The organism is Synechococcus sp. RedBA-s, assembly GCF_024345495.1.
GTDB lineage: Bacteria > Cyanobacteriota > Cyanobacteriia > PCC-6307 > Cyanobiaceae > Regnicoccus_A.
Genome location: NZ_JAGQBF010000004.1, coordinates 13,477 through 28,507, shown reverse-complemented (window position 1 = coordinate 28,507; position 15,031 = coordinate 13,477). Strand labels below are relative to the sequence as shown.

At 67.9% G+C, this 15,031-nt stretch carries 16 protein-coding genes and 1 tRNA gene; 7 read left to right on the top strand and 10 right to left on the bottom strand.

What is annotated here, in order from left to right; all coding sequences use genetic code 11:
- Positions 1-3: 3 nt before the first annotated feature.
- Positions 4-279 (bottom strand): HU family DNA-binding protein, encoded by a 276-nt coding sequence (locus tag KBY67_RS02285; protein WP_255108276.1) that lies wholly within the window; start codon positions 277-279, stop codon positions 4-6.
- Positions 280-468: 189 nt separating this feature from the next.
- Positions 469-1,179, bottom strand: a complete 711-nt coding sequence (locus KBY67_RS02280; protein ID WP_255108274.1) for an MBL fold metallo-hydrolase — start codon at positions 1,177-1,179, stop codon at positions 469-471.
- Between the two features lie 65 nt (positions 1,180-1,244).
- On the opposite strand from KBY67_RS02280, the gene KBY67_RS02275 reads away from it, so the two are divergent.
- On the top strand, positions 1,245-3,323 hold the full coding sequence (locus tag KBY67_RS02275) for a glycogen-debranching protein (protein ID WP_255108272.1): 2,079 nt from the start codon (positions 1,245-1,247) through the stop codon (positions 3,321-3,323).
- Positions 3,324-3,651: 328 nt separating this feature from the next.
- Positions 3,652-4,824, top strand: coding sequence for a Fic family protein (locus KBY67_RS02270; protein ID WP_255108269.1), 1,173 nt, complete (start codon positions 3,652-3,654; stop codon positions 4,822-4,824).
- A gap of 368 nt (positions 4,825-5,192) precedes the next feature.
- Here the strand turns inward: KBY67_RS02270 and KBY67_RS02265 are convergent, their stop codons facing one another.
- On the bottom strand, positions 5,193-5,483 hold the full coding sequence (locus KBY67_RS02265; protein WP_255108266.1) for a hypothetical protein: 291 nt from the start codon (positions 5,481-5,483) through the stop codon (positions 5,193-5,195).
- A 255-nt stretch (positions 5,484-5,738) separates the two neighbouring features.
- A tRNA-Gly gene (locus tag KBY67_RS02260) sits at positions 5,739-5,809 on the bottom strand.
- Between the two features lie 98 nt (positions 5,810-5,907).
- Here KBY67_RS02260 and KBY67_RS02255 point away from each other — a divergent pair.
- The 5 genes from KBY67_RS02255 to plsY are packed head-to-tail and all read left to right on the top strand — an operon-like array spanning position 5,908 to position 10,106.
- Positions 5,908-7,317 (top strand): MFS transporter, encoded by a 1,410-nt coding sequence (locus KBY67_RS02255; RefSeq protein WP_255108264.1) that lies wholly within the window; start codon positions 5,908-5,910, stop codon positions 7,315-7,317.
- Complete coding sequence (locus KBY67_RS02250) at positions 7,314-8,063, top strand: ABC transporter permease (RefSeq protein ID WP_255108262.1); 750 nt, start codon at positions 7,314-7,316, stop codon at positions 8,061-8,063. Before KBY67_RS02255 ends, KBY67_RS02250 begins: the two co-directional genes overlap by 4 nt.
- Positions 8,064-8,101: 38 nt before the next feature.
- Complete coding sequence (locus KBY67_RS02245; protein WP_255108259.1) at positions 8,102-8,524, top strand: DUF3119 family protein; 423 nt, start codon at positions 8,102-8,104, stop codon at positions 8,522-8,524.
- On the top strand, positions 8,521-9,462 hold the full coding sequence (locus KBY67_RS02240) for a DUF3086 domain-containing protein (RefSeq protein ID WP_255108256.1): 942 nt from the start codon (positions 8,521-8,523) through the stop codon (positions 9,460-9,462). The genes KBY67_RS02245 and KBY67_RS02240 overlap by 4 nt, the downstream gene beginning before the upstream one ends.
- A complete protein-coding gene (gene plsY / locus KBY67_RS02235; RefSeq protein WP_255108253.1) occupies positions 9,459-10,106 on the top strand; it encodes a glycerol-3-phosphate 1-O-acyltransferase PlsY in 648 nt (215 codons plus the stop codon). Before KBY67_RS02240 ends, plsY begins: the two co-directional genes overlap by 4 nt.
- A gap of 44 nt (positions 10,107-10,150) precedes the next feature.
- On the opposite strand, the gene proC is transcribed toward plsY, so the two are convergent.
- The 6 genes from proC to der all read right to left on the bottom strand — a co-directional run bounded on the left by proC (position 10,151) and on the right by der (position 14,970).
- Positions 10,151-10,963, bottom strand: a complete 813-nt coding sequence (proC, locus tag KBY67_RS02230) for a pyrroline-5-carboxylate reductase (protein ID WP_399213780.1) — start codon at positions 10,961-10,963, stop codon at positions 10,151-10,153.
- Entirely contained in the window at positions 10,960-11,559 is a 600-nt protein-coding gene (locus tag KBY67_RS02225; RefSeq protein WP_255108249.1) for a cell division protein SepF, read from the bottom strand. Before KBY67_RS02225 ends, proC begins: the two co-directional genes overlap by 4 nt.
- A gap of 94 nt (positions 11,560-11,653) precedes the next feature.
- On the bottom strand, positions 11,654-12,307 hold the full coding sequence (locus KBY67_RS02220) for a YggS family pyridoxal phosphate-dependent enzyme (RefSeq protein WP_255108247.1): 654 nt from the start codon (positions 12,305-12,307) through the stop codon (positions 11,654-11,656).
- 33 nt (positions 12,308-12,340) lie between these two features.
- A complete protein-coding gene (locus KBY67_RS02215; RefSeq protein WP_255108243.1) occupies positions 12,341-12,619 on the bottom strand; it encodes a PipX family protein in 279 nt (92 codons plus the stop codon).
- 22 nt (positions 12,620-12,641) lie between these two features.
- Positions 12,642-13,574: a CbiQ family ECF transporter T component gene (locus KBY67_RS02210; protein ID WP_255108241.1), complete on the bottom strand. Its 933-nt coding sequence runs from the start codon at positions 13,572-13,574 to the stop codon at positions 12,642-12,644.
- Positions 13,575-13,602: 28 nt separating this feature from the next.
- Positions 13,603-14,970 (bottom strand): ribosome biogenesis GTPase Der, encoded by a 1,368-nt coding sequence (gene der / locus KBY67_RS02205; protein WP_255108239.1) that lies wholly within the window; start codon positions 14,968-14,970, stop codon positions 13,603-13,605.
- Positions 14,971-15,031 lie beyond the last annotated feature (61 nt).

Below are 15,031 nucleotides of genomic sequence, written 5' to 3'. Positions count from 1 at the left end.
AGCTCAGCTCTGGACCTTGTCCTTGAACTGCTTACCGGCGGTGAAGGCCGGCACCCGCTTGGCCGGGATCTTGATCTTTTCGCCGGTCTTGGGGTTGAGCCCCTGGCGGGCGGAGCGCTCGCGGGCTTCAAAGGAACCGAAACCCAGAATCGAGACCTTCTTCCCTTCCACAACGGAATCGACGATCGTCTCGATCGCGGCGTCGACGATCTTGGACACTTCGGTCTTGGTCAGTTCGGTGCGAACCGCAACGAGGTTGACGAGATCAGCTTTGTTCATCGGAGGCGAAAACCTTCAGGAGAGTGCGGGAGCTGGGCGGAGCGGAAAAACACCCTCTCGCCGGCGCCGGAACGGTACAGCGCGCCAATCGTATGGGGGAAGGGCGGTCTGGGCAACCAAAAAGCCCGTCGGACCGACGATCTTGCACCACAGCAGCCTCGAACCCGGCCGTTCCGCCCTCCGGCCCGCTCAGTCCTCCAGCTCGCGATCCAGCAGTCGATCCAGCAGAGCGCGGCCACCAGCAATCAATTTCTCTCCCTGAAGGGCCCCAAGGCCGGCACCGCTGGCGATCCAGCGGGGGGAGGCCGGCGGCAGCCAGTCGCGCAGTGCCTCGAGGCTGCGCTGCTGCCGTCGCCAGTGAAAGGTGCGGGACGTGCGCAGTGGGCGGGCCTCCCCCGGGGCGGTCGGCACCAGCAGGCGACCGCAGAAGAGCAGATCGAGATCCCCGGCCGCATGGACCACGCAGGCCCCCGGTGTGGTCCCCGGCGTCCAGAGCGCCCGCACGCCTCCGCCCAGATCCAGGGCCTCAGCGAAGGGGACCAGGCCCGCCACCCCAGGTAGCAGATAGGCCTCCTGCTCCTGAAGCCGCACCGGCCAGCCCAGCGCCTGCTGAAAGCGGCGGCAACGCCCATGGCCCTCGCGGCTGGTGAGCAGGATCGTGCCGGCGGCGTCACCGGCAGAGCTCAGGGCCGCCAGGTTGGCGGCGGTGTAGGCCGGCAGATCGATCAGCAGCGGCGGCAGCCCCGGGGGGGCCAGCAGCCAGGAGGTGCCTCCGAGGCTGTCGCGGTTGGGGGCGAACACCCACAGACCGGGAAGCACAGGCGTAGGCGGCCGCCCCGCCTCCATGGCCGCCTCGGTGGTCAGCGGAATGGCCGCCTCGCCGCTGTCCTGATCCGCCATGGACGCCCCCCGGGGGCCATCGCCCCTGCACAGCACTAGCTTGAGACGTCAGGTCACCCGGGTCTTTGTCTTCGATACAGCTCGGACATCCCTGGCCCCTCGGGGCGGCGCTCACCGCCCGGGGGGTGAACTTCTCCCTGGTGGCCCCATCGGCCACCAGGGTGGAGTTGCTGCTGTTCGCACGCGGCAGCTCGCCCGAGCCCTTCCGGATCGTTCCCCTGGATCTGCGCCATCGCTCCGGCGACCACTGGCATGTGGAGGTGGAGGGGATCGGCGTCGGCACCTGCTACGGCTACCGCGTCTATGGGCCCCTGCTGCCGGGGGGGCACGGCTTCAACCCATCGAAGGTGCTGCTGGATCCCTGCGCCCGGGCGATCAGCGGCTGGGATGTCTACCGCCGCGGTGACGCCATCGGCGCCATCCCCAACACCGCCACCTGCCTGAAAGGCGTGGTGACGGAGCGGGATCACTTCGATTTCGTGGCCGCGCCGAGGCCCCGCCACAGCTGGCAGACCACGGTGATCTACGAGCTGCATGTGGGCGGGCTCAGCCGGGGCCAGGGCAGTCCCGTGCCCCCCGAGCGTCAGGGCAGCCTGCTGGGCGTGATCGACTCCCTGCCCTACCTGCGCAGCCTGGGCGTCACCGCCCTGGAGTTGCTGCCGGTGATGGCCTTCGATCCCCAGGATGCCCCCCACGGACGCCAGAACTACTGGGGCTACAGCCCACTGAGCTGGATGGCGCCCCACCAGGGCTATCTGGTGGGCGACGACCCGCTGGCGGGGCGCCAGCAGGTGCGTCAGCTGGTCACCGCCTGCCACCAGGCCGGGATGGAGGTGCTGCTCGACGTGGTCTACAACCACACCAGCGAAGGCAACCAGGACGGGCCCACTCTGAGCTGGCGTGGACTGGCGGACCGCCTCTACTACCACCAGAACAGCCGGTGCGACTACATGGACGTCACCGGCTGCGGTAACACCATTGCCGCCAACCGTCCCCTGGCGCGGCGGCTGCTGCTGGAATCCATGCGCTGCTGGGCCCTGGAGCTGGGCATCGACGGCTTCCGCTTCGATCTCGGCATCGCCCTCAGCCGCGGCGAAGAGCTGGCCCCGCTCGACCAACCGCCCCTGTTCGAGGAGATCGAGGCCGACCCCGAGCTGAGCGACCTCAAGCTGGTGAGCGAACCGTGGGATTGCGGTGGCCTTTACCGGCTCAATGACTTCCCGGCACGGCGGATGGGCACCTGGAACGGCCGCTTCCGCGACGACGTGCGCCGCTTCTGGAAAGGGGACGACAGCGGCAGCTGGTTGATGGCCCAGCGTCTCTCCGGCAGCCCTGATCTCTACGGCGGCAGGCCGGCCACGGCGGGCCGCAGCATCACCTTCATCACAGCCCACGACGGCTTCACCCTCGCCGATCTGGTCAGCTACGACCGCAAGCACAACCTGGCCAACGGCGAGGACAACCGCGACGGCGACAACCACAACAACAGCTGGAACCACGGCGTTGAGGGGCCCTGCAGCGATTCGCAGGTCAACGAACTGCGCAACCGCCAGATCCGCAACCTGCTGGGCACCCTGCTGCTGGCACCCGGGGTGCCGATGCTGCTGATGGGCGACGAGGTGCGCCGCAGCCAGGGGGGCAACAACAACACCTGGTGCCAGAACAACCCCCTGGGCTGGATGCACTGGCGCCCCGACGAGGAGGACCAGCGCCTGCATCGCTACGTAAGCCGTCTGGTGCGCCTACGCCGCCGGCTCGAGGGCCTGCTCAACCCCGAGACCCCCCACGCCGACAGCCCCCCCTCCAGGCCCGGCGAACGGGATCTCATCTGGCGCGAGTGGCACGGGGTGGAGCTGCTCCAACCCGACTGGGGCAGCTGGTCCCACAGCCTGGCCTGGAGCCTGCACGACCTGCGCCACGGCCCCCTGCTCTGGTGCGGCATGAATGCCTACTACCAGCCGATGGTCTTCAAGCTGCCCGAGGCCAGCGGAGGCTGGTTGCGGGTGATCGACACCGGCGAGATCGATGGCGATCGGCTGGCCGAAAACCCCCAGCCCTGGGGCTCCGCCAGCGAGGCCCCGCTCATGGGCCGCAGCCTGATGCTGCTGCTGGCCCCCCACCTGATTGAGGCGACGGGGCTCTGAAGAAACAAGCGGGCGGCGGGAATCGAACCCGCATCATCAGATTGGAAAGCTGATCCATAGATCACCCAGTCTCATTGCACTGCCTGACTTCTCAACAAGAAAAACGCGCTATGTGAAATTTTTTGGTGAGCTGTTTTGCCTCCAAAAGCCCTTGGCGCCACAGGGGCGGGCGAAACACCGATCGACATCCGACAAGCCACCGAGACGGCGACGGGACAGGCGAGACTGCTGGCCGGGGATCCACGAGTCACCCGGGCCTTATTCAAGTAATTCAGCTCAGTCTTGAATAAGCTCAAGGTGTATTCAAGGTTCGCCCCAGGGAGGCTCCATGCGGCGCGACACCACCGGGCGCTACGAGATCACCAGCACCGCCGGAGAAGCGGTGCGGGCCTTCGTGCCGGCGCCGCTGCCACCGAAGCCGCCTGTGGTGCTGGAAGGACCGCTGCAGACCCTGCATGAGCAGGCCCTTCTGGCCTGCGGTCGCCTGGATGGGGTCTCATCCCTGCTCCCCGATCCAGAGCTGTTTCTCTACGCCTACGTGCGGCGGGAAGCCTTGCTTTCCTCCCAGATCGAAGGCACCCAGTCATCCCTTTCCGATCTGCTGCTGTTTGAACTGGAGGGAGCACCCGGCCTTCCGTTCGATGACGTGGTGGAGGTCTCCAGTTACGTGGCAGGGCTAGAGCATGGCCTGACCAGGCATGCGGAAGGATTCCCGCTGTCCTCACGGCTGCTGCGGGAAATCCACGCCCGGCTGCTGGCCCGGGGCCGTGGCGCCGATCGGCTGCCTGGCGAGTTCCGACGCAGCCAGAACTGGATCGGCGGCACCCGGCCAGGCAACGCCAGCTTCGTGCCTCCGCCGCCGGGACTGGTGGAGGACTGCATGGCCGCGTTGGAGCAGTTCATTCACGGCGGGCCCGAGGGCGAGCACACCCTGCCGGTGCTGGTGCGCGCCGCCCTGGCCCACGTGCAGTTCGAGACGATCCACCCGTTCCTCGACGGCAACGGCCGCCTTGGCCGACTGCTGATCGTGCTGATGCTGATTGAGGCAGGCGTACTGGGGCAACCGCTGCTCTACCTGAGCCTGTTCTTCAAGCAGCACCGAAGCCGCTACTACGAGCTGCTGGACGGCGTGCGTCAGAACGGCGACTGGGAGGCATGGATCGATTTTTTTCTCGAGGGGGTCGAGAGCACGGCATCGGGCGCCGTGGCGACGGCCCAGCGGTTGCTGGAGCTGTTCCGCGTCGATCAGGCACGACTGATGGGGCTCGGCCGCTCCGGGGTGAGTGTGCAGCAGTGCTACAGGACCCTGCGACGACGACCGCTCACCAGCGTCAACCAGCTCAGGGAGTTGAGTGGTCTGAGTTTTCCAACAGCCAGCAAGGCGATCGAAACCCTGGTGGGCCTCGGCATCGCCCGGGAAATCACTGGAGGGCGTCGAAATCGGCTGTTCGCCTATGACGCCTACCTGGCGATCCTCAGTGAAGGCACCGAACCGCTCTGATCACTCTGCCTAACCCCCCGATCTGAATTCAGGCACTGTCTCAGGCCTGAGCAGGCACCGCAGGGCTCCGGTCGGCAGCGGGGCCGGTGTTGGGGGTGGTGGCGGGCAGGGCCGCTCTCCCGCGGCAGTCAGTGGCGGCACCCCAGCAGAAGAGCGCAGGCACTTGATCGCCGGGCTAGGCACCGGCGAGGTGGAGGTGCTCACCAGCTGCATGATCATTTCCGAGGGCACCGACATCCCCTCAGTCGGCGGGGCGATCCTGATGCGCCCCACCCCAGCCTGAGCCTTTACCTGCAGATGGTCGGCCGGGCCAACTTGTCACTGGCCTCGGAGTCCTGCTGTGGTCTTGGGCTTGTGACGAGGCGGCCTCAGGAGGCAAGCAGGCGCTGCTCCGCCTTGGCGAAGGCGTCATCCACCACGTCGTCGCCGCACCAGCGGCTGTAAGCGGCCAGGTGGGTCTGCACGCTGTGGCCCATCGCCGCGTCCACCACCTTCGGGGGCAGGTCGCAGATCACGTGAGCACGGTGGGCGTAGCCATGTCTGCAGGAATAAGGCACGAGCTTCTCCCCCTTGGCCTCGTACTCGCGCCGCAGCTCCTTCCAGAGGGGTCGGCTCATCAGGTAGTGGCCTACATAACCACCACCGAGGCCAGGCGGCATCGGCCAGCACCCGCGGCAATGTTCAGCCGCGGGTGGCCACGGTGATTCAGAACCGTCCAGCCCCTCCGGCACCCCCGCTGAGACAGCGCGTGAAACACCACGGTCCTGATCGTCACCTCCCAGTCACGGGCCGCCGGCTTGTGAGATGTTTCGTCTCACAGCCTGGCACGGGCGATCAGGGGCTGGCTGCGGCAGGCGGGCTGAAAGCCTGTGACAGCAAGGACTTTCAGCCGAAAACCCTTATTGAGAATAGGAAGCGGGCGGCGGGAATCGAACCCGCATCATCAGCTTGGAAGGCTGAGGTTTTACCACTAAACTACGCCCGCAGCAGTACATGCGTACCGTTGCTGGTTGCCCATCCCGGCCCCGTGGCCGCGCTGAGTGCTGGGTTGCAGCATTATGACCTGCGCCTGGGACAGCCTTCTTGACCTCCCCCGAGACCACGCTGAGCCCCCAGGGCACCAGGCCCGTCAGCGATGCATCCAGCCTCAGCGGCGCAGCCCGCCAGCGGATGCTCTGGTCCTACAGCCTCGGCGACGCCGGCACCGGCATGGCGGCTACCCTGCTCGGATTCTACCTGTTCGTCTTCTACACCGGGGTGGCGGGGCTGCCGGCCTGGATGGCGGGCCTGGTGCTGATGGTGATCAAGCTCTGGGACGGCATCAACGACCCGATCGTCGGCTTCCTCAGCGACCACACCAAGAGCCGCTGGGGACCACGCATTCCCTGGATCGCCTTCAGCGCCGTGCCCCTCGGGCTGAGCATGGCGGCGTTGTGGTGGGTGCCCCCCGGCAACGACTGGCAGAAGTTCGTCGTCTTCGTGCTGATCCAGCTGGTGGCGATGGGGCTGTACACCTGCGTCAACCTGCCCTACTCGGCCCTGGCCTGTGAGCTCACCACTGACACGCCCCTGCGCACCCGGCTCAACGCCCTGCGCTTCACCGGATCGATCATCGCCGGCCTGAGCGGGCTGGTGCTGGGAGCCCTGCTGGTAGGGGGCGGCGCCGAGGGATACCTGCGCATGGGCCTGATCTCAGGGGTGCTGATCACCGTCACCAGCCTGATCTGCGCCTGGGGGCTGGCCCCCTTCGCCCGCCACTGCCAACGCCCCAGCGGCCATCCCGAACCGATCCGAAAGCAGCTGAGGCGAATCAGCCGCAATGGCCGCTTCTTGCGGGTGCTGGCGCTCTACCTGCTGCTCTGGTGCGCACTGCAACTGATGCAACCGGTGTCGCTGATCTTCCTCACGGTGGTGATGCGCATCCCCGAGACCTGGAGCACCTGGATCCTGATTCCCTTCCAGCTCAGTGCCCTGGCGGGCCTGCAGCTCTGGAGCTGGGTGGCCTACTGGCACGGCCGGGTGCATGCCCTGCGCTGGGGCGTGGGCCTCTGGGTGCTGGGCTGCATGGCGGCAATGGTGCTGGTGCCGCTCAATCCGCAGGTCTCACCGATCGGCTCGGCCGGCAATCTGTTGAATCTGACCCTGCTGGTGGCCACGATCATGCTGGTGGGCCTGGGTGCCGCCACCGCCTACCTGATCCCCTGGGCTCTGCTGCCCGATGCCATTGATGCTGATCCCGACAAACCCGCCGGCCTCTACACCGCCTGGATGGTGATCACCCAGAAGCTGGGCATCGGCGTGGCGGTGTTCGTGCTGGGCAACGTCCTCAGCGTCAGCGGTTACAAGGCTGCCCAGGGGCTGCTCCAGCCCGACTCGGCCCTGCTCACGATCCGGCTGTGCATGGGCATCATCCCGGTGGTGCTGATCATGGTGGGGCTGGTGGTGATGCGCCGCTGGCCGGAGCGGCAGCGGCGGCCAGCGCTCAGTCCATGAGGATTCCCCGTTACATCAGGCGGCTGGGCAGCAGTGCCCTGATCGGCGGCCAGGCCATCTCCGCCCTGGCCAAGGGCCGCATCAATCTCAACGACCTCTTCGAACAGATGCTCGAGGCCGGACCCGGCAGCTTCCTGATCGTGTTCATCACCGCCCTGGCCGTGGGCACGGTGTTCAACATCCAGGTGGCAGCAGAGCTGACCCGCCAAGGGGCCGGCTTCTCGGTGGGCGGCATCCTCGCCCTAGGGCTGGCTCGGGAGATCGCGCCGCTTCTCACCGCCACCCTGCTCACCGGAAAAGTGGCCACGGCCTATGCCGCCCAGCTGGGCACCATGCAGGTGACCGAGCAGATCGATGCGATCACGATGCTGCGCACCGATCCGGTGGAATATCTGGTGGTGCCCCGGGTACTGGCGCTGGTGATCATGGCGCCGGTGCAGTGCCTGATGTTTTTCGTGGTGGGGATCTGGTCGGGCCAAGTGAGCAGCACCCTCCTCTATTCGATTCCCCCCTCGGTGTTCTGGAACTCGGTGCGCACCTGGATGGAGCCCTCCGACCTGCCCTCGATGCTGGTGAAGGCCCTGGTGTTCGGCCTGCAGATCGCCGTGATCGCCTGTGGCTGGGGCCTCACCACCCGGGGAGGGCCCAAGGAGGTGGGCACCAGCACCACCGGCGCCGTGGTGATGATCCTGGTGACGGTGAGCCTGGTGGATGTGGTGCTCACCCAGGTGCTCTTCGGGACCTGAGCTGGTCAACGGGGGGGCAGGCGCTGCAGCATGGGGCGATGACACCTTCAACAAGTCCAGGGTCGAGCGGTCCTGATCCGGCCGCCGGGGTGATCCTGGCGCCGCGGCCCTGGCTGCCCCTGGGGATCCTTGCCCTGGGGCTGGCGCTGCTACCCCTTCAGCGCGTCTGGAATGGGGCACCGATCGCCGCCGGGGTGGTGGGCGTGCTGGGGCTGTTCCTGTTGCTGCAGACCCTGCTGCTGCGCCTGCAGTTCAGCGACGAGGCCCTGCTGGTGTGGAGCCGCTCCAGGCTGCTGCGCCGCTTCCCCTACAGCGACTGGCTCGGCTGGACGGTGTTCTGGGGGCCCCTGCCGGTGCTGTTTTATTTCCGTGAACGCCAGAGTCCCCACCTGCTGCCGGTGATCTTTGATGCCACCGCCCTGCGTCAACAGCTGGAGCTCCACCTCAGCGCCCTGCCATGAGCGACCCCACCCCCCCCACAGAGCCCAGCCCTGAGCACCATCCCGAGCCCGCCACTCGCGAGGAGCTGCTGGAGCTGGCTCTCCTCGACTTGCGTGAGCGCCGGGCGACGCTGCTGGGGGAGATCGAGGCCCTGGAGCAGCGGCGGCAGCAGCTGGACGCCGATCTCAACGGCAGCCCCAGCGGCCGCGCCGATGGCATCGCCCGCCGGCTCAAGGGCTTCCAGGACTACCTGGTGGTGGCCCTGCAGGACCTGGCCAGCCAGGCGGAGCTGATGGAGCTGGTGGTGCAGCCCCTGCAGTTGCAGCCCTCCCCCCTCGACCCTCCCCCCTCGGCGCCGGCGGCGTCCGCTGCTGCGGCTGCGGCCGCAGTTCAGCCGATGCCGCCGGCGGCGGCGGGCCAGTTCAGCCAGGACGCCGAGCTGATCCGCGATCGCCTCTCCAGCTTCCAGGGCCAGCCCGATTTCTATGCCGATCCCTGGAAGCTGCGGCGCAGCCTGGAGCCCGCCGCCGCCGCCCTGCTCGACGACTGGTTCCTCAGCCAGGGCGGGCGGGGGGCCCAGGCCAGCAGCGGCAGCCGCAACCGCAATGCCCTGATCACCGCCGGAGCCGTGGCGATCCTGGGCGACCTCTACGGCGAGCGCTTCCAGACCCTGGTGCTGGCCGGAGAGCCCGAGCGGCTCGGGGAGTGGCGCCGCGGCCTGCAGGATTGCCTGGGCCTGGCCCGGGAAGACTTCGGCCCCAACAGCGGCATCGTGCTGTTCGAGCGGCCTGATGCCCTGATCGAGCGGGCCGACCGACTGGAGGAGCGCGGCGAGCTGCCCTTCATCGTCGTGGATGCCGCCGAGCAGGTGGTCGACATCCCGGTGCTGCAGTTTCCCCTCTGGCTGGCCTTCGCCGCCACCGCCAACGAGCTGGCCCTGGAGCAGGACCTGCCATGAGCCAGACGCTCCTGCCCCTGCTGCTGCTGGCGGCGGGATACTTGCTGGGTTCGCTGCCCACGGGCTGGCTGGCCGGCCGCTGGCTGGCTGGCATCGACCTGCGCCAGCTGGGCTCCGGCTCCACCGGGGCCACGAACGTGCTGCGCCAGCTGGGCAAGGGCCCCGCCCTGGTGGTGTTCCTGGTGGATGTGCTCAAGGGCACTGCCGCGGTGCTGCTGGCCAAGGCCCTGCTGCAGCCCAGCGGCTTCACCCCTCTCACCGACTGGTGGGTGGTGGGAGCCGGCCTGGCGGCCCTGGCGGGTCACATCTGGCCGGTGTGGCTGGGCGGCCAAGGGGGCAAGGCCGTGGCCACGGGGCTGGGGATGCTGCTGGGCCTGGTGCCGGCGGTGGGCCTGGCCTGCTTCGGCACCTTTCTGGCCTGCCTCACCATCAGCCGCATCGTCTCTCTCTCCAGCATCGTGGCGGCCCTGAGCCTGCCGCTGTTGATGCTGGGGGCCTTTGCCGGAGCCGGCACCGGCCTGAGGCCCGCCTACCTGGCCCTGGCGGTGCTCACCACCGTGCTGGTGGTGTGGCGACACCGCAGCAACCTGAAGCGGTTGCTGGCGGGCGAGGAGCCGCGCCTGGGGAAGAAGCAGAAGGCCTGAGAACGCCGAACCAGATCAGCTGGCTGGTGGGCTCACTGCAGGCCCTAGCCGGCGTTCAGCGCTCGGCTGCGTTCCGCCGCCGCAAGCACCGCCTCGATCAGGGCACTGCGCACCCCCGCCTGCTCCAGCTGACGCAGGGCCGCGATCGTGGTGCCCGCCGGGCTGGTCACCATGTCCTTCAACTCGGCGGGATGCAGGCCCTGTTCCTCCAGCAGCTTGATCGACCCCTTCATCATTCCCAGGGCCAGCTCCAAGGCCAGGGGCCGGGGCAAGCCTGCGGCCACGCCACCATCGGCAAACGCCTCCAGCAGCACCGCCGCCAGGGCCGGGCCGGAGGAGGCCACAGCCAGCAGGCCATCCAGCTGGCCCTCGGGCAACTCCTTGACCACACCGACGCGGGCGAAGAGATCCAGCACCCACTGGCGCTGCTCGGCGGGCAGATCGTCGCCCCAGGCCAGGCCGGTGATGCCCGCTCCCACCAGGCAGGGGGTGTTGGGCACGGTCCGCACGCAACGCCAGCCCGGGAAGGAGCGCTGCAGCCGCTCCAGGCTGACCCCGGCCAGCACTGAAATCAGCAGGGGGGGATCAGCCGCGGCGGGCGGTGGAGGCGCTGCAGCGGAAACCTTGTCCAGCAGCTGGGGCTTCACCGCCAGCAGCACCACCGGGGCCGCCCAGGCGGGGGCCGCATCAAGGCCCACGGCCACACCCAGTTCAGCCTGAAGGCGGTGGGCCGACTCCTCGCTGGCCACCACCGCCTGCACCTGATCGCGGGCAATCACCCCCTGATCCAGCAGCGGCAGCAGAAGTGCCCGGGCCATACGACCCAGACCGATCACACCCAGACGGGAGGGATTCAGAGGCTGAAGCCGGTGGCGGAATCCTGGCGGCCCCAGGCCGGGCTGGGGGCAGCTGGATCGCTCTCGCCGGAAGCGGGCTCGCGGCTGGAGACGATCGTGGGCGAGGAGGGCTCTTCACCGCTGGCGGTGGTGACCGTGACACAGCTGGGGGCGAACAGGAAGATGCTCTCGCCCACCCGCTCCTGGTGGCCATCGATGGCGAAGGTGCCACCCGCCACGAAATCCACCGCCCGCTGGGCCTGGTCGGGCTCCATCATCGTGAGGTTGAGGATCACGGTCTTGCGGTCCCGCAGGGCCTGGATCGCCCGAGGCATCTCATCGAAGCTCCTCGGCTCCATCAAGGTGACCTCCGCCGCGGAGGAGGACAGCCCCGGCATGCCGATGACGTTGCTGGAGGAACCCACGGAGCCGAAGGGATCGTCGCTGCTGAAGTCGCTGGTCAGGGCCAGGGCACTGCCGCTGGAGAGGGCGGGGCGACTGGAGGACGCCGTGCTTGCGGGCGCATCGCCAGGGTCGTAGTCCAGCTCGTCGTCGTAGTCACCCTCTAGGTAGTCGTCTCCGGAAACGACGGCACGCAGGCGGGAAAACAACGACACCGTTGGAACCTTCGGATGGAGATGTACTTACATAGCGTCCCACGCCTTTGGTTGCAACTGGACACAACCTCGATACCAATTTCCGAAACAGAGATCAGGCCCTCGGGCCGAACAGGGCCGAGCCGATCCGCACCCAGGTGCTGCCCGCCCGCACCGCCTCGGACCAGTCGTTGCTCATGCCCATCGAAAGCTCCCCAAGGCCCAGGCTCGCCGCCAGCTCCGCGCAGTCGCGGAAGAGCCTGAAGCGCTGGTCGGCCTCCAGCCCCAGGGGCGCGATCGTCATCAGACCCACGGGCAGAAGCGGCTCCAGCGCCAGCAGCCGGGGCCAGAGGCGCTCCAGCTCAAGGGGCTCGAATCCCGTCTTGCCGGGATCTGGCCGCAGCTTCACCTGGAAGAACAGCCGGGGGCTGAGCTGCTCCTCGGCGGCGATACGCTGCAAGCGCTCTGCGAGGGCAAAACTGTCCACGGAATGGATCGTGCCGAAGTGGCGCAGCACCCCCCGAGCCTTGTTGGCCTGCAGCCGGCCGATGAAATGCCAGTCGAGCGGTTCGAGGTCGGCCAGCTCCGCCTGTTTGGCCTGGGCCTCCTGCAGCCGGCTTTCGCCAAAGCTGCGCAGCCCCAGGCCCACCGCCTCCCGCAGGCGGAGCGCCGGTTGCCCCTTGCTGACCGCCAGCAGGCGGGCCCGCGGCGGCAACTGCCCCTGCAGGTCCTCTAGCCGCTGGGCGAGGCCGTCAGCGGATGTGGCCATGCTCATCCCATCAAGCTCAAAGCCACGGCGGGATCAGATGAAGGTCTGATCGAACAGCTGGCGCCAGCGGGGCAGATGGGCACTGCCATCCCGCCGGGCCCGGGCTAGGTTCTGCTCCGCCACGTGGCGGGCATCCATCAGCGGAATCACCTCGAACTGGGCCCCCCTTGGCTGCAAGGTCACCAGAAAGAACATCCGCTGGGCGTAGAGAGTGGCGAACAGATCGCGATCTTCACCGGCAGGAGCCACCCGATAGAGCAGCCCGAAAGTCGGATGATTGAGGTATCGCTCGGTGGTCGCGTTGACGCTCACTCGCGGCTGAAATGGCTACCAATTACAGCGCACCGTACTGCCAGCGCAGCCCAAGAAAGAGAAAAAGTGCGCTTGCTGCCACCAGATTCAGCCAGCGGGCGGCCTGCCGGACCAGGCGCATCTGCGCCGGAGGCACCCAGTGCCCCCCGCGGGCCATCAGCGCTTCGGCCCCCTGCTCCGAGCGCAGCAGCAGGTTGGCGAGCAGGCGCTCCGCCACCGAAAGCATCAGGCCGAGCCCCCCCTTCCAGCCCAGACTCTTGAGGTTCACCGCCCGGGTGGCGATCGAGCGCAGCAGGTTCTGGAACTCCTCCTGCACCAGCGGCAGGAAGCGCAGGGAGAGCAGCAGCGTGAAGCCCAGCCGCTCCACCGGCAGCCCCAGGGCTCCGAGCGGCGTGATCACCCAGCTCAGAGCCCACACCAGCTCCTCCGGCGGGGTGGAGAGCAGCAGCAGGTTGGCGCTGTGCAGCAGGGTGAACAGCAGCGTGGCGCTGTTCAGACCCAGCTCAGCGGAGCGGCGGTTCACCACCAGCGGGCCGATCGGCAGGGGTCCGAGCTGGATGGGTCCCCAGCGCAGCACCTCCCAGGGCAGGCCGAGGCGCCGGGGTGCCGACTGGCCGGCTGGGGCCGGAGCCAGCTGCAGTTCCTGCGGGGAGCGCATGGTGCTGGCGGAGGCCACCACCCCCACCGGCACCAGCGACGCCAGCAGGCCCACCAGCAGGCAGAGGACCAGCAACAGCGGCAGGTTGCGCCGCCACAGGCGCCAGGGCAGACCACAGACCGCTGTGATCAGCAGCAACAGCGCCACCAGAGACAGACGCCACTGGGGGCCGGCCAGCACCGGAGTGACCAGGAAGGCGAGGGTCCAGGCCAGCTTGAGGCGGGCATCCAGCCGCCGCAGCCATCCCCGCTGACCATCGACGTACTGGCCGATCGGCAGCTGGCGCAGCCAGTCCATCAGGGGCGCACCAGCAAGAGGCTGCGCATCAGGAGGCTGAGCGGCTCTGCTGCCGGGACAGTTCCTTCTCGGCGTCGCGTTGCTGCTTGCCGCGCCAGAACAGCCGGATCGGTGAGCCGTCGAAGCCCAGACCTTCGCGGATCTGGCGCTCCACATAACGGCGGTAGGTTTCGCCGAACAGCTTCGGGTCGTTGACGAACAGGGTGAAGCTGGGGGGCCGAGTGGCCACCTGGGTGCCGTAGTAGATGCGGCCCTGGCGGCCGCCGCGGCTGGTGGGGGGCGAACGCCAGCTCACCGCCTCCTGCAGCACCTCATTCACCACCGAGGTGGTGACGCGGCGGCGGTGCTGCTCCACCGCCAGCATCGCCAGGGCAAAGATGCTCTCGACCCGCTGGCCGGTGAGGGCGGAGGTGAACAGCATCGGCGCCCAGTCGAGGAAGTAGAGCTTGGCGCGCAGCTCCTTCTCCATCGCCGCCATGGTGTGGCTGTCCTTCTCGATCGCGTCCCACTTGTTCACCACGATCACGCAGGCGCGGCCGTCCTCTTCGATGCGACCCGCCACCCGTTGATCCTGTTCGGTGACGCCATCAAGGGCATCGATCACCATCACGCAGACATCGCTGCGCTCCACCGCCTTGAAGCTGCGGTTGATGCCGAAGTATTCCGGGCCGTAGCTGACGCTGCGGCGACGACGGATGCCGGCGGTGTCAAGCAGCTTCCAGGTCTTGCCTTCCCGCTCGATCGTGGTGTCGATCGTGTCGCGGGTGGTGCCGCGGATCGGACTGACGATCGCCCGCGCTTCACCGCAGATGGAGTTGAGCAGGCTGGATTTGCCCACGTTGGGGCGGCCGATAATCGCCAGCTGGATCGGCTCTTCCGTGTCCTCTTCGGGGGTGGTGGGCAGGAAGCCGATCACCTGATCAAGCAGATCACCGGTGCCGGCACCGTGGATGGCCGAGACGGGATGAGGCTCCCCCAAACCCAGACCCCAGAAGTCGGCGGCCATGGCCAGACCCTGGTCGGGCGATTCGCATTTGTTCACCGCCACCAGCACCGGCACCTTCTGGCCGCGCAACCAGTCTGCGATGGCCTGATCAGCCGCGGTGAGGCCCTGCTGGCCATCGACGATCACCACCGCCACCGAGGCTTCGGCCAAAGCCAGGCTGGCCTGCTCGCGGATCTCCGGCAGGAATTCGCTGTCGTCATCGAAGACGAGGCCGCCGGTGTCCACCACCCGAAAGCGACGATCCCCCCAGAAGCCTTCCTGGTAGGTGCGATCACGGGTGACGCCCGGCTGATCGTGCACGATCGCCTCACGGCTGCGGCAGAGCCGATTCACCAGGGTGGATTTCCCCACATTGGGCCGCCCAATGATGGCGACGACTGGAAGCGCCAAGAACTTTTATCTCAACAACGATGTCTTGCTTCAACCCTACAGAGTGAAGCTGCTTCCATCA